The sequence below is a fragment of the candidate division TA06 bacterium genome (assembly GCA_016208585.1).
Lineage (GTDB): Bacteria > Edwardsbacteria > AC1 > AC1 > EtOH8 > UBA5202.
Genome location: JACQXR010000043.1, coordinates 19,258 through 35,397 on the forward strand (window position 1 = coordinate 19,258; position 16,140 = coordinate 35,397).

15 protein-coding genes are annotated in these 16,140 nt (G+C 52.2%); 14 read left to right on the forward strand and 1 reads right to left on the reverse strand.

Annotation, left to right across the window (positions count from 1 at the left end; all coding sequences use genetic code 11):
• Positions 1 to 8 precede the first annotated feature (8 nt).
• From HY768_03595 to HY768_03645, 11 genes are all read left to right on the forward strand, one after another.
• A complete protein-coding gene (locus HY768_03595; protein MBI4726301.1) occupies positions 9 to 3,284 on the forward strand; it encodes a hypothetical protein in 3,276 nt (1,091 codons plus the stop codon).
• Between the two features lie 526 nt (positions 3,285 to 3,810).
• Positions 3,811 to 5,052 carry an ATP-binding protein gene (locus HY768_03600; protein ID MBI4726302.1) on the forward strand — a complete coding sequence of 414 codons (1,242 nt, stop codon included), beginning with the start codon at positions 3,811 to 3,813 and terminating at the stop codon, positions 5,050 to 5,052.
• 264 nt (positions 5,053 to 5,316) lie between these two features.
• Positions 5,317 to 5,571, forward strand: a complete 255-nt coding sequence (locus HY768_03605) for a hypothetical protein (GenBank protein MBI4726303.1) — start codon at positions 5,317 to 5,319, stop codon at positions 5,569 to 5,571.
• A gap of 42 nt (positions 5,572 to 5,613) precedes the next feature.
• Positions 5,614 to 7,425, forward strand: a complete 1,812-nt coding sequence (gene lepA / locus HY768_03610; protein MBI4726304.1) for an elongation factor 4 — start codon at positions 5,614 to 5,616, stop codon at positions 7,423 to 7,425.
• 1,010 nt (positions 7,426 to 8,435) lie between these two features.
• Positions 8,436 to 8,729, forward strand: coding sequence for a hypothetical protein (locus tag HY768_03615; protein MBI4726305.1), 294 nt, complete (start codon positions 8,436 to 8,438; stop codon positions 8,727 to 8,729).
• A 113-nt stretch (positions 8,730 to 8,842) separates the two neighbouring features.
• Positions 8,843 to 9,550 carry a signal peptidase I gene (gene lepB / locus HY768_03620; GenBank protein MBI4726306.1) on the forward strand — a complete coding sequence of 236 codons (708 nt, stop codon included), beginning with the start codon at positions 8,843 to 8,845 and terminating at the stop codon, positions 9,548 to 9,550.
• A gap of 240 nt (positions 9,551 to 9,790) precedes the next feature.
• Positions 9,791 to 10,513 (forward strand): signal peptidase I, encoded by a 723-nt coding sequence (gene lepB / locus HY768_03625; protein ID MBI4726307.1) that lies wholly within the window; start codon positions 9,791 to 9,793, stop codon positions 10,511 to 10,513.
• Positions 10,514 to 10,663: 150 nt separating this feature from the next.
• Positions 10,664 to 11,011, forward strand: a complete 348-nt coding sequence (locus tag HY768_03630) for a class I SAM-dependent methyltransferase (GenBank protein ID MBI4726308.1) — start codon at positions 10,664 to 10,666, stop codon at positions 11,009 to 11,011.
• A 94-nt stretch (positions 11,012 to 11,105) separates the two neighbouring features.
• Positions 11,106 to 11,390 (forward strand): hypothetical protein, encoded by a 285-nt coding sequence (locus HY768_03635; GenBank protein ID MBI4726309.1) that lies wholly within the window; start codon positions 11,106 to 11,108, stop codon positions 11,388 to 11,390.
• A gap of 476 nt (positions 11,391 to 11,866) precedes the next feature.
• Positions 11,867 to 12,247, forward strand: a complete 381-nt coding sequence (locus HY768_03640; GenBank protein MBI4726310.1) for a hypothetical protein — start codon at positions 11,867 to 11,869, stop codon at positions 12,245 to 12,247.
• A complete protein-coding gene (locus HY768_03645; protein ID MBI4726311.1) occupies positions 12,204 to 12,758 on the forward strand; it encodes a hypothetical protein in 555 nt (184 codons plus the stop codon). The genes HY768_03640 and HY768_03645 overlap by 44 nt, the downstream gene beginning before the upstream one ends.
• 41 nt (positions 12,759 to 12,799) lie before the next feature.
• Here HY768_03645 and HY768_03650 read toward each other — a convergent pair whose 3' ends face one another.
• Entirely contained in the window at positions 12,800 to 13,666 is an 867-nt protein-coding gene (locus HY768_03650) for a phosphatase PAP2 family protein (protein MBI4726312.1), read from the reverse strand.
• Positions 13,667 to 13,964: 298 nt separating this feature from the next.
• Between HY768_03650 and thiS the strand changes: the two genes are divergently transcribed.
• The 3 genes from thiS to thiH are packed head-to-tail and all read left to right on the forward strand — an operon-like array spanning position 13,965 to position 16,126.
• Positions 13,965 to 14,165 carry a sulfur carrier protein ThiS gene (thiS, locus tag HY768_03655; protein ID MBI4726313.1) on the forward strand — a complete coding sequence of 67 codons (201 nt, stop codon included), beginning with the start codon at positions 13,965 to 13,967 and terminating at the stop codon, positions 14,163 to 14,165.
• A gap of 45 nt (positions 14,166 to 14,210) precedes the next feature.
• A complete protein-coding gene (locus HY768_03660) occupies positions 14,211 to 14,981 on the forward strand; it encodes a thiazole synthase (GenBank protein ID MBI4726314.1) in 771 nt (256 codons plus the stop codon).
• Positions 14,978 to 16,126 (forward strand): 2-iminoacetate synthase ThiH, encoded by a 1,149-nt coding sequence (gene thiH, locus HY768_03665; GenBank protein ID MBI4726315.1) that lies wholly within the window; start codon positions 14,978 to 14,980, stop codon positions 16,124 to 16,126. Before HY768_03660 ends, thiH begins: the two co-directional genes overlap by 4 nt.
• The last annotated feature ends 14 nt before the right edge of the window (positions 16,127 to 16,140 follow it).

Genomic DNA, 16,140 nt, shown 5'->3' on the forward strand with positions numbered 1-16,140 from the left:
CAACTTGAATGAAATCAACCACTGACAACATAGATCCGGTAAAGAGCGGATTACAGGCGGCCGCCCGCAGTTTTAAAACAGCCGGTCTGCTGAGATCGGGGATATTTGCCGTTGCCCTGATCCTGGGCTGGTTGCTTTTGTGGCATTGCCTGGATGTGCTGCTGATCCTGCCTTCCGGCGCCAGGTCTTTTGCGGTCCGGTCTTCGCTGTCCCTGGCCGCAGCCGGTGTCATCTACCTGCTCTATCACCTGTTCAACCCGGTCTCCCCTAAAACGATCGCCGCCATGATCGAAGCTCGGGAACCAAGCTTCCGCCAGGAGATCTCCACCGCCCTGCAGTGGGAGGATGTCCAAAAATCAATAGAAGGATATTCCCCGGACCTGTTGCTGGCCCTGCGGAAAAAAATGGCCAAGGCGCTGAGCCTGCTCGATCACAAAAAAATATTTTCCGGACCGTCACTGAGGCTTAAAAACACAACACTGGCATTGTCTGCGGTTCTAGCCTTATCCCTGCTGATCTGGCCGGGTTCCTGCAAACTTACCTGGCAAAGGTTTTACAATCCTGATGGCATTTGCGGAAACTGGGAGGGCATCCGGATTCGGCCCTGCCCTGCCCGGCTGGCCAGCGGGGAAACTTTTACGGCGGAATTGTCTTTAGCCGGCCTAAACAAGAGGCAGTTTTATTTATCTATCCAAGGCCCGCAGAATCTGCAAAAGATCAAATTCCAGGATTCCGGGAACGGCCGTTTGCAGGCAGAAGCTGAAAATATCTTAGAGCCCTTTATTTACCGCATCATCCAAGGGCGCAGCCAGAGCGCAAGATATTCGGTTCAGGTCTACCAACCCCTGACTCTGAGCAACCTCAAACTCGAGATATCTTCCCCGGCTTATACCGGCATCCGCCCGTATATTCAGGAGAACGACGGCAGTATTATCGCTCCCAAAGGCGCCAGGGTAACCTTGACAGCCCTGGCCAGCCAGTCTTTGCAAAAAGCCGGGATGATCCACGATGACGGACGGATGACGGAGGCTTATGACATCAAAGACAGCCTTTTCAAACTCAACCTGACGGTAAATAAAAATTCCCGCTATCGGCTGTGGGCTAAAGGCAAAACCGGGGATACTTTGCTCCACGGCCTGGAATACTCCATCACCGCGCTGGAGGATGCCAGGCCCGCCGCCGAGATCATTTCCCCGGCCGATGACTGGCCCCTGCCCGAGGGAATGCCGGCGGAGATCCAACTGCGGTTTTCCGACGATTTTGGATTGAGCCGGGCCGCGCTTTATATCCGGGATACTCAGACCGAAAAGGTCTACCAACTAAAGATATATCCTGCCGTTTTAGACACCCAGATATTTTTTGTTTGGAACAGTTCCGAGTCATTCCTGCTGCCGGGGGACTCCGTGCTTTACTGGGCCGAGGTCTGGGACAACGATGCAACCAGTGGCCCCAAAAACTCAAAGTCCAAAGTTCAGAAATTCAAGGTGCCCACCAGGGAAGAATTTTATAAGTCGGCGGCCCAGGCGGATTCGGCCTACCAGCAGAACCTGGACCAGGCCCAAAAGCAGAACCAGTCGCTGAAGCAGGAGATGGAACGCTTAAGCCAGGCGGTAAAGGAGAACCGCAAAATGGACTGGCAGCAGAAGGCCGCGGTGGAAGAGGCCCTGAAGAAACAGGAGGAACTGGTCAGCCGGATGGAACAGACCGCCGAAGAGGCCCGGCAGGACGTGAAACAGCAGGCCCAGGGCTTCAAATTTGATCCCCAGACCGTGGAAAAATTGGCCGAGCTCAAAAATCTCTTTGATCAGGTGGCCAGCGAGGAGATGCGCCAGGCCATGGAGCGGATGCAACAGGCCCTGCAGAATATGGACCGGAAACAGATAGAACAGGCGTTGGAGAATTTCAAATTTTCCCAGGAGGAATTCCAGCAGCGGCTGGATGCGGCCATCGCCTCGCTCAAAGAGCTCAAGCAGGAGCAGATGCTTTCCCTGCTCAAGCAGGAGGTGGACAAAATGGCGGCCGAGCAGAAGGCCGTCAAGGATAGCCTGGGAAAAGTTCAGGGGAAACCAGCCTCCAACAATCTTAAACAGAGGCAGGAGCAGCTGGCTAAAGATTTGGAAACTTCCCTCCAGCAGATGAATGAACTGGCCAAACAGATGAGCGAGGGGAACCCTGAGGCTTCCCAAAAGCTGAAACAGTCGATGCAGAAAGCCCAGTCACAGAACACCATCCAAAAGATGCGGCAGGCCGGCCGGAAAATGGAATCCGGACAGAACCAGGAAGCGCAAGGCCTGCAGCAGGAGGCCCTGACCGACCTGACAGAGCTTTCGGCCGGACTGCAGGGGGCCAAGAACGCCATGGGCTCGCAGCGCAGTCAGGCGGCCTCAAAGGCCATGAGGGAAAAGGCCAAGGAACTGATCAAACTCTCCCAGCAGCAGGAACAGCTCAACCAAAAAATGGAGAACGGATCGAACGATCCGGTGGACCTGGCCTGGAGGCAGCAGGTCTTACAGCGGCAGGCCGCCCGGGTCAAACAAAAGTTAGACGAGCTGACCCGGAAGAATTTTTTGCTTTCGCCCCAGGCTAGCCAAGCTTTGCAGGAGGCCGCCAAACAAATGGAGAATTCCGCCAGCTCCCTTTCCGAAGGCCGGGGCCAGCAGGCCGGAACCAGCGGGAAGGCGGCCCAGGGGCTGTTGAACCAGTCGGCCGCGGCCTTGATCCAGTCTTCCTCCAAAAGCGGCGGGTCTTCCGGATCCGGCGACATGATGGGCGACCTGGAGGGTATGTCCGGAATGCAGCAGAACATCAACCAGGCCAGCCAGGGGCTGATGCCGATGCCGGGCGGGGAGCAGGGCGGGCTTTCCCAAGAAGCCCGCAGCCAGATGGCCCGGCTGGCCGCCGAGCAGGAGGCGGTGCGCCAGGGGATGGAGGAGTTCAACCAGAAGTACGGGGGCCGGTCCGACCTGGCCGGAAAGCTGGATGACCTGGTGCAGGAGATGCAGAAGGTGGCAGATAATATGAAGAACAATCAGCTTGACCGCCAGACCATAGAGCGGCAGGAGAAAATCCTGGCTCGGATGCTTTCGGCCGGCCATTCTTTGAAGGAGCAGGATACCTCGCCGCAGAGGCAGGCCCAACCGGGCCGGGATCAGACACCGGACAGGCCCGCCCAGCCAAACAAGGGCGACCCGGCCTGGAAGAACCTGCCCGACTGGCGCAACCAGCCTTATCCATTGGAATACCGGGAACTGCTGGAGAAGTATTACGAGTCGCTGGGGCGGTGACAGCATTTGCCACAAAGATACGCCAAAAACTATGCACAGGTTATAGTGTGTGTTACTGCGAGAAAGTTTTCTTGCTTTGCAGACGAGTGCCTTCGCCAAAGCTAGTGCCTCCGCTAATTTATTCGCCGTAGCTTTAGCGTAGGTGAAAGCTATGGCACTCTCAGCCAACCTGCTTGCCCCGTTGTGGCGGTGGTCCGCCGTAGTGTGAACAAAGGAGGAAGGCTGATCCGCCGTGCTTGCGCCCCGCCGTTGGCGGGGCGCAAGCACGCCATGCCCCGCCTAAAGGCGAGGCTCCGCTTTGCGGGGCCGTGGGCAGGCGTGGAGGAGAGGAAGCCCAATATAAAGCGTAAGCGGATGGCGCTTGAAGAAGGCAAGCAGGTAGCGTAAGCGAATTAACATGGTTTCGGACGATTAATTTCCTGCTTGATGCCGAAGAAATCAAATCAAGATGATCCTGTAAATCCTGTCAATTTATGCATTTATTTTATGCTTGACAAATACGCCTTTTTGCATTATCATTCACCTTATGAATAATAATCATTCACACCATGAATGGATTTACAAAAAGCGGCTTTTGGCCGGGCCGCTGGCCCAGGCCCTGAAAAGCCACCGGGTTTTGGTTTTAAGCGGCGCCCGGCAGACCGGCAAAAGCACCCTGCTGCAAAACGAGGAGCCCTTTTGCGGCTGGCCCTATATCACCCTGGACGATTACGAGGCGTTGAAGCAGGCCCGCCAGAGCCCGTCCGGGCTTTGGGCCGGTAAGGCCGCCGTGGTGATAGACGAAGCGCAAAAAGCGCCGGAACTGCTGCCGGCGCTTAAACGTGATGTTGACCGGGGTAAAGTCAGGGCGGTGCTGTCCGGTTCCTCCAACCCGCTTTTGATGAAGCATGTCTCCGAAAGCCTGGCCGGGCGGGCGGCCTATTTCGGGCTGGGGCCGATGTCCCTTTCCGAGGAAGCCGGCCATCCGCCCAAAGCCGGTTGGGCCGGGCTGATGAACGGCCAGCCGTCCAAACCGCAGGCCGTCCCCCAAAGGGATTATCTGAATCTTATGCTGCGGGGGATGCTGCCTCCGTTGCTGTGGCTGGACGGCGAAAAACAGCGGGCACTTTGGTGGGAAAGCTATGTGGCCACCTATTTGGAGCGGGACTTAAGGCAGATTACGGCCATTGAAGGCCTGCCCGATTTCAGGAGGCTGATGGCCGCGGTGGCCTTGCGCAGCGGCCAGCCAGTAAACCAGACCGAGTTGTCCCGGGAACTGGGCCTAAGCCAGCCTACCATTTACAGGCATTTGGGGCTTTTGGAAGCCACTAATCTGTTTTACAAAATACCGGCCTTCAGCCGTAACCGAGGCAAAAGGCTTTTAAAATCCCCCAAGGCATACTGGTTGGACGCCGGGCTGGCCTGTTTTTTGTCGGGCCATTACGGCCGGGAAGGGTTGAAAAATTCCAGGGAAGCGGGCGGGATTTTTGAAACTTTGGTTCTTTCCCAAATAAAAGCCTGGTCCGAGACCTTAACCCCTAGGCCGTCCGTTTATTACTGGCGCACGGCGGATGGCCGGGAGGTGGATTTTGTAATAGCGCAAGGGCGCAGGGTTTTGCCGGTGGAGGTCAAGCTTGGGCCCAAGGTTACTTTCAGTGATACCGGCAATTTGAGGATGTTTATGGAATATCACCCCGAGGCCCGGTTGGGCGTTGTGATCTACGGCGGGGATAAAGTTGAATTTGTGGACGAAAAAATCATCGCCCTGCCCCTGGCCGCGTTGTTTTAGTTTTAGTTTTTTTGCTTGACATTCACTCCGAAAGCGTTATAATGGCCTTAACGGGTTTGAACTTGAATCAGGAACGATAGAACCGGGACGCTTTGGAACTCAACCCCCGACCCCTTCTCTTGAAAATACTAATCAGAGCGGATAATAGTAGACTTTTTTCCACCGAAACACGCTAAATACGCTAATTATATTGGATTTAAAAGAAACCGGAATGTCTACTAATATACGCTCCCATTAGTAAATAAGGAGTTAAAATGGTAACAGTTGCGCAATGACGAAATATGTGATAGAGGGATAAAAACAAAAGGAGGCGCAACCATGATTACCATTGCCGGGGATATTCAGTATAATGAACTGGCCGAAAAGCGAATAGCATCAATAAAAAACCAAGTGACTATGAACTTTGACAAAAAGTTTAAATCAGTAAAAAAAGATAGTGCAAAAGATACTACAATCAGCAAGCAACCAGGTATCAGGTATCAGGTGCCCTGTTTGATTTGTATGTGTAGCACGCCCTAAGAAGTCCATAACATTAGCCACTATTTTTAGGAGCATCCATAATTGTCTCAGTCACACATCCGTAATTTCTGCGTCATCGCCCATATAGACCACGGGAAATCCACCCTGGCCGACCGCCTGTTGGAGGTCACCGGCACCATCATGAAGAAGGACATGCAGGAGCAGGTGCTGGACAGCATGGACCTGGAGCGGGAGCGGGGCATCACCATCAAGATGCACCCCATCCGGATGAATTACAAATCCAAATCCGGGCAGGAATACGTCTTCAATCTGATAGACACCCCGGGCCACGTGGACTTTGGTTACGAGGTCTCCCGCTCACTGGCCGCTTGCGAGGGCGCCATCCTGGTGGTTGACGCCACCCAGGGGGTGGAGGCCCAGACCGTGGCCAACCTTTATCAGGCCGTCAACCACAACCTGACCATCATCCCGGTGATCAACAAGGTGGACCTGCCCTCGGCCGAGGTGGAAAGGAGCCGGACCCAGATAGTGGAGCTATTGGGCTGCGATCCTTCCGAGATCCTTTTGGCCAGCGCCAAGACCGGGCTGGGGATCCAGGAACTTTTGGAAGAGGTCATCATCCGGGTCCCGGCGCCCAAAGGCGACGGCCAGGCCCCGCTCAAGGCGCTGATCTTCGACTGCATCTTCGACATCTACCGGGGGGCAGTGCCCTACCTCAGGATGGTGGACGGCAGCCTGAAAAAAGGGATGCAGATCAAGTTGTTTTCCAATGAAAAGATATTTGAGGTGACGGAGGTCGGGATCCTTAAGCTGGGCATGTATCCCAAGAACGAGTTACTGGCGGGCGAGGTGGGTTATGTGGTGGCCGGGATCAAGACTGTCTCCGACGCCCGGGTGGGCGACACCGTCACCGACGCCGCCCGCCCGGCCCCGGAAGCGCTGCCAGGCTACAAGCAGGTCAAGCCCATGGTCTACGCCGGGCTGTATCCCACCGAGAACCAGCAGTATCCCGAATTGCGCGAGGCCCTGGAGAAACTGACCCTCAACGATTCCGCCCTACATTACCAGCCCGAGACCTCAAGCGCGCTGGGCTTCGGCTTCCGCTGCGGATTCCTGGGCATGCTCCATCTGGAGATCGTCCAGGAGCGGCTGGAGCGGGAGTACAACCTGTCGCTGATCAACACCGTGCCCAACGTGGAATACCGGGTGATCCGGACCGACGGCCAGGTGCTGGTGATAGACAACCCCTCGGACCTGCCCAATGAGGTCAAGGTGGAGCAGATCGAGGAGCCGTTCGTCAACGCCGAGATCGTGGTGCCGGCCGAGTTCATCGGCAACATCATGAAGCTGGGCCAGGACCGGCGGGGCATCTACCAGAAGCTGGAGTACCTGGACCCCACCCGGGCCCTGCTGTTCTACCAGTTCCCGCTGTCCGAGATCATCTTCGATTTCTACGACAAGCTGAAGAGCCTGTCCAAGGGCTATGCCTCGCTGGATTACGAGTTCCTGGAATACCGGCAGTCCGACCTGGTCAAGCTGGACATCCTGATCAACGGCGACCCGCTGGACGCGCTGTCGGCCATCATCCACCAGGACCACGCCCAGGAATGGGGCAAGCGGCTGGCGGTGAAGCTGCGCAGGATCATCCCCCGCCAGCAGTACGAGGTGGCCATCCAGGCGGCCATCGGCAGCCGGATCATCGCCCGGGAGAGCGTCAAACCCTACCGCAAGAACGTGATCGCCAAGTGCTACGGCGGCGACATCAGCCGCAAGCGCAAGCTGCTGGAGAAGCAGAAGGAGGGCAAGAAGCGGATGAAGCAGGTGGGCAACGTGGAGATCCCGCAGGAGGCCTTTTTGGCGGTGCTGAAGGTGGGGGACGAGGAAAGCGAATGAAAATTACCTTTAAAGCACTTTGGATAGTACTATTGTCAATAACAGTAAATGCTTTACTTGTCGGACAGTTATTGGCTTTTATTGCCACAGATTATCCTCTTTCGACAATGGAACAAAGATATAAATGTGAATATGGGATAGAACATACTATCACCTGTAACGGTGGGAATTATGTATATTTAGAGCCCATAACATTTTCAATAAATTCAAAATATCTTAATCAAAGTCGAAAAATAAGTGCAGAAAAAGCTTTACTAATTGAGTTATATGCCCAAAATCGAAGGTTATCATTAGACAGCATTTATAAACACGAAATATTAATTAGAGATGTGGATAGTAATGAATATTGGATACCCATACAAGAAACGCATTTAACCTCTCTTAAAGACGAGTGGTTTAGCGGAGCTAAGATAACTTTATATTTACTTATGTTGGGAAAAATACATGACAGTTGTATTGTTATAACTAATGAATTTAAAGTAGATGAGGTTGATACAAGTTATTTATTAAATGGTCCATGCTGTGGTGATTCTGCATTATTTACCGTATATGATGTGCCAACAAACAAGGATGTTTATAATATTATCAATGGTCGTGTAAGCAGATTGAGCAAAAATCTATTTAATAAAACAAACTTTGGTTCGTTTGTCGAAGTTCAACATCACCAGCAAATAATGAAAGGCGTAGGGAAAGACATCATCTACTATTCAATATATGGCTGCCTCTCAGAAATATTAGTGGATACAAATGAAAACGTGATAAAAGGAAGAATAATTGCAAAAACAGGTCAAATACCAAATCATAATTATAAAAACAAATTTAACGGCAACCTTGTCTTTGGTTTATATTCATACACACTCGAACCATATCTTGAAGAATTAACAATGTCAAAAGCAATTTATAAATCTGGTGTATACTGGTATGATCCGAAGGTAGTCTTCAATAAAAATCGTAAAAAATCGAATACACATTTAATAACACCGTCCATAAAAATACCTTAAATAACGAATATGTTCCAAAATCCCTTCTCCGACAAGCTCAAGGCAGCCTTCTTCCTGGCCGCTATTCTGCTGGCCTGGGCCGCGGTGGTGGAGTTCTACGCCATCACCGACCAGTCCATCAAGCTGGATATGTTCAAAAAGCGTAACGCCGAGCTGGAGGCCGACCTGAGCGGGCTGGTCTCGCTGCTGCCCGACAAACTGATCAAGGCCGAGGCCGAGAAGCAGGGATTCAAAAGGATATTCATCATGTACAACGAGTCCGGCAAGGCGGTGGAGGTCAAATTCGACCGCAACAAGTTTTAGGAACAAAACCAAGCGGTATCTCGTAGTTTTATTAATTGTCACAGAGACACCCTTCGATACACTCAGGGTAAACTCCGCCACTGAGGTATTTATTTTAAGGATTTGAAATTGGAATGAAAGAAAAGTACACCTTCAAGAAGCTCTGGCACGACTGGCTGTGGCCCCTGATCTGGGCGGTGTTAGTGGTCAAATTGATCATCAATCCTTTTATTCTGGAAGCCTACCAGGTTCCCACCGGATCAATGGAAAGCACCATCCTGCCGGGGGACTGGCTGATTGCCGAGAAATTCAGCTACGGCCTGCACATACCTTTCACCAAGATATCCATCCTGCCGCTGACCTCGCCGAAGTCCGGCCAAATGGTGGTCTTCAAAAGCCCGCTGGACGGGATCAACCTAGTCAAGCGCTGCATTGCCGTCGGAGGGGATACGGTGGAGGTGAGGAACAAAATACTTTACGTCAACGGTATAGAACGGAAAGAATTTTTTGCCATCCACCGGAACAGCTTTGCGGTCCCGCAAATGAACCCATCCCTGACCAATGTCCAGTTCCAGCAGGAATGGGAAAACCGGCAGCTGTTGCAGACCTATGCGGTACGGGATAATTTCGGCCCGGTGGTGGTCCCCAAGAACTGTTTCTTCATGATGGGCGACAACCGCGACGAATCCTTTGATTCCCGTTTCTGGGGGCCGCTGCCGCGCCAGCTTATCCGGGGCCGGGCTTTGTTCGTCTATTGGTCGTTCGACAAACTGTCAAAATATCCGTTTGCCAGCCTATGGCGGCGCTTTCGCCCGCAACGAATCGGCCGGAAACTCTGGTAGTCCGGATTATACCTGCAGTCATTCCCGTCCCGCGTCAAGTGCGGGATAAACTCCAGCGGGCCTGTCCGCCGTAGTTTGCCAATGGCGAACGAAGGAGGAAATCCAAGAAATGCGTGGATTCCCATTTACATGGGAATGACAACGGCCCAAGTCAGCATATAATAAACCGGACAAAACAGCATTTTGCCAAAGTCCAGGTATGTTTAAAAGACAGTAACCATTTTCTTATAAGGAAAACTTATGGCCGTCAGGCAGAACAACGTAAAAAAATCGTGGTACCGAGACTGGGGCGAATCCATAATCTGGGCGGTGGCGATGGCCCTGATCATCCGGGCCCTGGTCATCCAGGCCTTTAAGATTCCCTCCGGCTCTATGGAGGACACCCTGCTGGTGGGCGATTTTTTGATGGTCAACAAATTCGTCTACGGGGTCAAGCTGCCGTTCACCGATAAGAACATCCTGCCCGGGCTGCGCCAGCCCAAAGCCGGGGACATCATCGTCTTCAAATATCCGCTGGACAAGAGGGACTTCATTAAGCGCTGCGCGGCGGTGGAAGGCGATACGGTGGAGGTCAGGAACAAAGATCTGTATGTCAACGGACGGAGGCCGACGGAGCCATACGCGGTGAACAAGGCCTGGGGAGAAAGCATTTCAGTGCCCCAGATGCTGTCCTCGGAACTCTGGCACAACGATTACCAAAGGGACTGGGAACAGCGCAAGTTCCTGAACCTGCCCATGCGCGACAACTTCGGCCCGGTGGCGGTGCCAAAAGGGTGCATTTTTGTCATGGGCGACAACCGGGACAATTCCCTGGACTCCCGCTTCTGGGGGCCGCTGCCCAAAAGCCTGATCCTGGGCAAGGCGGTGTTCATTTACTGGTCATGGGATTCCGAGAACGGCGAGCCGTTCTGGAAGGTCTGGGAGAACGTCCGGTTCAACCGGCTGGGAAATATGATCCGATAAACGGCCCGGGGTCCAATCCGCAGACGCCGTCGTGAGCAGCCCGGCTGAGCTGTTAGGCTGAGTTTATCGAAGCCCTGCCGAAGCCTTAGCCGAACGATTTACACAGGTTTTATCTTGAACTAACAGATGTGCTTTAGAAAGGTATTATCAATGTCGGACCTATATGCAAACCCTAAATATTATGAAATCGCCTTCTCTTTTTGTGATATAACCAAAGAGGTAGATGTGTTTCAAAAATGCATTGCCCAATATTCTAAAATACCCGTAAAATCGGTTTTAGAGCTTGGCTGCGGTAATAGCCCACATTTGCTTGAATTGTTGAAAAGAGGTTATAGATATACCGGCATTGATTTAAGCCGAGAAATGCTTGAGTTTAGCAAAAGTAAGGTCAGCGAAGAAATGTTAGGAAAAGCTACTTTTCTTCAGGCAAACATGAACGATCACTTTACTTGGTTCTATTTATGCCAAAACAACAGCAGAACTGTTATCTCACTTTAAATGTATTGCAGAAAATCTAAATACTGGGGGCTTATATTTTTTAGATTGGTGTGTTAACTTCGCACCATTTTCAGGCACGCAGGAATCATGGACGATGGAAAAAGATAATATAATTGTAAACACTGAATACTCTGGCAAAATAATAAATCATGTTGAGCAATTGTATGAAGAGAACATAGTGTTAAACGTATCCGAAAACGGGCAAGATAAAGTCATCAGCTTAAAAGAGACGAAGCGGGCAATTTATCCTCAAGAATTCTTGTGTATCATAAATAACATAGACTCATTGGAGTTTGTCGGTTGGTGGAATGATTGGGATTTAGGACAAGAATTGGGCAAGGCAGCCAAAATAAACAGGCCTATTATTATATTACTATAGTTTTGCACTTTTATAGGCATTAAGGATGGTTTGTCAGCCTATTTGCAAGCCTTTTCAAAGGGTGGAATATTATTCCTCTCTATGCTGTTGCCCGCGAAAGGCACAATAATCAGGTTCATTTGGGTGGATAACCACAATACTGGAACTATAGACTTTGGCTTACTTTTCTGTGCTGACAGCCTGTCCGCCGCAGGAGGGAAAAGTAACAAAAGAACTCTTGGAGTGCAGGACTTGCGTGATTGCCAACACCGCTGTAATAAGCGCCTTGACTATTTTACAACAGTCAGTCTATTCGGTCATTCCCTAAAGATCGCTACTGCACCCCAAACCACAATTTGCATATATCTTTCCCAGATTGACTGGAAAAGATAGGCCGGAAATCATTCCAAACAGGTTAAAAAGTGCAAAACTATAGTTATATTACGAAAAGTATAAAACCGGCCAGCGAAGCATATAGAAACTTATGGAGACAACCGATGCCCGATCTTCTAGTCAAAGCCGTGGAGTCGGAAAAAGAACTGGAACAATTCATAAAACTGCCCTGGACGATATACCGGAACAACCCCAACTGGGTGCCGCCGCTGATCGCCGAGCAGAGGAAAATGCTTGATCCCGGGCACAACCCTTTCTTTCAGCATGCCCGGGCCGCCTACTTTCTGGCCGTCAAAGACGGCGAATACCTGGGGCGGATCAGCGCCCATGTGGACGACAACAGCAACAAGTTTCACGGCGAGAAGTGCGGGTTCTTCGGTTTCTTTGAATCGGTGGACGATCTAAATGTGGCCAAAGCCCTGTTCACCGCAAAGAATCAAAATGCTTTCCCAGCGGGCCGAACAAAAGGGAATAACCTTCCGTAGCATCAATAAACGCCGGTTTGACCAGGAAGTCAAGATATTCAAGGAGGTCTATAACCAGGCCTGGAGCAAGAACTGGGGCTTCGTCCCCCTGACCGAGGCCGAGATCGACCACTATGCCAAAAGCTTTAAGGATATCGTTGAACCGGATTATGTGATCTTTGCCTTTGACGGGGACAAGCCGGTGGGCTCGCTGTGGGCTTTGCCGGATTATAATTATGCCATCAAGCGGCTCAACGGGAAAATGGGGCCATGGGAAATGATCAAATTCCTCTGGCACAAACGCCAGATAACCCATGCCCGGGTGATGACCGCCGGGGTGATAAAAGATTATCAGAAAAGGGGCATTGAAGCCGGACTGGTGAGCCGGGTATTTGAGAACGCCGTCAAAAAGGGAACTAAAACCGGGGAGCTTTCCTGGGTGTTGGAGAACAACCTGATGATGAATCGGCTGGGCGAAGCGGTGGGGGCCAAGGTTTATAAGACTTACAGGGTTTACCAAAAGAATATCTGAAAATAAAAAAGCCGCCCTGAATCCGGGCGGCTTTCTCAACTCTATTTCTTGTTTCTTAAAAACTGCGGGTTCCAGATCTCGGTTATCAATACGGCCAGGGCCGCCAGCACAAACCCAAAGATAACGTCGATTACGTAATGCAGTCTTAAAAACACCGTGGCCATTATCAGCAGCATCGCCACCGGCAGCATGAAAGCGAAAAGCCTCTTGTGGTAGGCGTAGGCGTAATAGAGCACGATCAGGGTTATTCCGGTATGGCCGGAGGGGAAGCAGTCCCGTTTGTTGAATTCGTTGGCGGTTAAAAAATTCAGGATCTGGTTTCCCCAGAAAAGCCCCTTGACCGGGGCGGACTGCTGGGCAGTCAGGGTGAACCGGGGCCCGATAGCCGGCACCAACAGATATCCCAGGTAAGAGATGAAAAACCCGATGGTCACCGCCAGGAACAAATGTTCCAGCTCGTGATGCTTCTGGTCGAAATGCAAAAAAACAGCCAGGATCACCGGCAGGAAATAATAGCTGGAGTAAGCCAGGGTCAGCACATCCACCATCCAGGGGGTTGTCACACGTTCCAGCCAGACGGTGGGGTGGACGCCGAACAGGGCGTAGTCGATCTTGATCAGATAACCATCCAGGTCCGGCCTTAAGTACTGGGTGATATAGCCCAGGCTTTGGAAGATCGGGAGGATGCCGGCATAGGGAAGCCAGCGCCGCAGCAATTCGAAGAACTTATAGGGCCAGCGGGTGTCCAAATAGATCACCAGGCCGTAGATCCCCAGGGTCAGCCCGTAGATCAGGAAAATCCAGGGCCAGCCTTTGAGCCGGGGCAGGTTGAATAATGTCAGCCCGCACAGTCCGGCCAGGAACCATAAATACAACCATTCTACTTTTTTAAATTTAAACTTTGGCATGTCTCAATTTTAACATTACCGGAATATTAAGTCAATTGCTTATAACTCCAAAATCTGACCGGCAGGGAAAAAAGCTGATAGGGGAAAAAAGCTGACAGGGAAAAAGCTGATATTGACAATTCCATTCAATAATCGTATACTAAAATGCTTGTCATTAAATAGTGTCTGTTAATAAATTGGTACTATGTCATTCCCATGAAAACGGGAATCCAGTGATTTCAATGAGTTCTGGATTCCTGCCTTCGCAGGGATTACCAGAAAACGGAGTTTATTAACGGACTCTAAATAATTCAAATATATGAAGATAAAACTGAACGGAAAAGACATAGAAACCGGAGAAAATACTACGGTTTCCGTCCTATTGGTAAAATACGGGCTTAACGGAAAACCCTTGGTGGTGGAGCTTAACGGCAGCATCATCAAGAGCGGCCAGTATGACGGGGTCCGGCTTAACGAAGGCGATGTGCTGGAAATAGTGCGCCTGGTGGGCGGAGGGTAACCAACCCTGCGACACTGCTCAGGGCAAGAAATCAAAAATCGAAAAATGCTGAAACCATTAGTGATCGCCAGGAGAGAGATAAGGTCCAGACTGTTCCTGGGCACCGGAAAGTTCTCCAGTTCCGCCGTCATGGCCCGGGCTCTGGAAGCCTCGGGGGCCGAGATCGTGACCGTGGCCCTGCGCCGGGTGGAGTTCGAAAACCCGCAGGATGACATCATCTCCCACATCGATCGGAAAAAATACCTGCTGCTGCCCAACACCTCCGGGGCCCGCGCTGCCGAAGAGGCCGTCCGGATTGCAAGATTGGCCCGGGCGGTCACCGGCTGGAATTGGCTCAAACTAGAGGTCACCCCCGAGCCCAATTACCTTCTGCCCGATCCGGTGGAAACATTGAAGGCCGCCGAACTTCTGATCAAGGATGGTTTTGTGGTCCTGCCCTATATCAATGCCGATCCGGTGCTGGCCAAACGCCTGCAGGAGGCGGGCTGTGCGGCGGTAATGCCTCTGGGCTCGCCCATCGGCTCGGGGCGCGGTATCAAGACCGCCGATCAGATCAGGATCATAATACAGCAGGCCATGGTGCCGGTGGTGGTGGATGCCGGGCTGGGCCTGCCATCCCATGTCTGCCAGGCCTTTGAGCTGGGAGCCGATGCGGTGCTGGTCAACACCGCGCTGGCCGTGGCTAAAGACCCGGTGCAGATGGCCAGGGCCTTCAAACTGGCGGTGGAATCATCTTTGGCCGGGAGGGAAGCCGGGCCGATGTCCGAGGGCGAGACCGCTACCGCCTCCAGCCCCCTGACCGGATTTTTGAGATGAGTTCGCTTTATGAGATCATAAATTCTCTGGATGCTGTCCGGATAAAAACAGATTCTCAGAACGTTACCACCGGACAGGTCAAGGCTCTTTTGGAATCGATTAGATCCGGGGACCTTCCCGATCCCAGCGATATATCCATCCTGGTGTCTCCGGCCGCGGCCGAACTGCTGGAGCCCATGGCCCAACTGGCCAAGGCCATCACCGTCAAAAGATTCGGCAGGACCATCCAGATGTATGCCCCTCTGTATATTTCCAATTACTGCAGCAATTCCTGCGTTTACTGCGGGTTCAATGTCTGTAATAAGATCAACCGCCGAACCTCAAGCCGGGAGGAAATATTATCCGAAGCCCGGCTGTTGAAAAACAACCATATCTTGCAATTATTATTGGTGAGCGGGGAATGTCCGGCCGAGGTCAGCGTCGATCTGCTGGAGAGGATTGCCCTGGATCTCAAGCGCCTGTTTCCCTCTCTGTCCATAGAAATATATCCGTTGGATACTCCGGGCTACACGCGGTTTTACGAGGCAGGCATAGACGGGCTGACTATCTATCAGGAGACCTACGACCGGAAGATATACGTCCAGGTGCACCCCGGAGGCCCCAAGAGCGACTATCAATTCAGGCTGGGGGCGCCGGAGAGGGGCGCGGCGGCAGGGTTCCGCCAGATCGACATCGGTTCGTTGTTGGGGCTTAACGACTGGCGGGTGGAATCGCACTACCTGGTGCATCATGCCGCCTATCTGATAAAACACTACTGGAAGAGTCAGATCTCCATCTCCTTCCCCCGCTTAAGGCCGGCGGCCGGGGGATACAGCCCGGAGTTCCCGGTCAGCGACAAGGAACTGGTGCAGATGATCTGCGCCTTCAGGCTGATGCTGCCCGATGCGGGGCTGGTGCTCTCCACCAGGGAGCCGGCCTGGCTGCGCGACAATCTGATCGGGTTGGGCATCACCAAGATGAGCGCCGGCTCTAAGACTGCGCCAGGCGGGTATTTGGACGAGCAGAGCCAGGCGGCCGAAGGGCAGTTCAACGTATTCGACGACCGGCCAGTGGAGGCGGTGGCCCAGAGCATCAGACAAAAGGGTTACGATACGGTTTGGAAGGATTGGGATAGGGGGTTTGAAGATCAGCAAGGCAGCAAATAAATGTTATAAAAGTT

Excerpts from the sequence above, each read along its gene's own strand:
- HY768_03595 (MBI4726301.1), top strand. The coding sequence starts at position 9 with ATGAAATCAACCACTGACAACATAGATCCGGTAAAGAGCGGATTACAG.
- HY768_03600 (MBI4726302.1), top strand. The coding sequence starts at position 3,811 with ATGAATAATAATCATTCACACCATGAATGGATTTACAAAAAGCGGCTT.
- HY768_03615 (MBI4726305.1), top strand. The coding sequence starts at position 8,436 with ATGTTCCAAAATCCCTTCTCCGACAAGCTCAAGGCAGCCTTCTTCCTG.
- lepB (MBI4726306.1), top strand. The coding sequence starts at position 8,843 with ATGAAAGAAAAGTACACCTTCAAGAAGCTCTGGCACGACTGGCTGTGG.
- lepB (MBI4726307.1), top strand. The coding sequence starts at position 9,791 with ATGGCCGTCAGGCAGAACAACGTAAAAAAATCGTGGTACCGAGACTGG.
- HY768_03630 (MBI4726308.1), top strand. The coding sequence starts at position 10,664 with ATGTCGGACCTATATGCAAACCCTAAATATTATGAAATCGCCTTCTCT.
- HY768_03635 (MBI4726309.1), top strand. The coding sequence starts at position 11,106 with ATGGAAAAAGATAATATAATTGTAAACACTGAATACTCTGGCAAAATA.
- HY768_03640 (MBI4726310.1), top strand. The coding sequence starts at position 11,867 with ATGCCCGATCTTCTAGTCAAAGCCGTGGAGTCGGAAAAAGAACTGGAA.
- HY768_03645 (MBI4726311.1), top strand. The coding sequence starts at position 12,204 with ATGCTTTCCCAGCGGGCCGAACAAAAGGGAATAACCTTCCGTAGCATC.
- HY768_03650 (MBI4726312.1), bottom strand. The coding sequence starts at position 13,666 with ATGCCAAAGTTTAAATTTAAAAAAGTAGAATGGTTGTATTTATGGTTC.
- thiS (MBI4726313.1), top strand. The coding sequence starts at position 13,965 with ATGAAGATAAAACTGAACGGAAAAGACATAGAAACCGGAGAAAATACT.
- HY768_03660 (MBI4726314.1), top strand. The coding sequence starts at position 14,211 with ATGCTGAAACCATTAGTGATCGCCAGGAGAGAGATAAGGTCCAGACTG.
- thiH (MBI4726315.1), top strand. The coding sequence starts at position 14,978 with ATGAGTTCGCTTTATGAGATCATAAATTCTCTGGATGCTGTCCGGATA.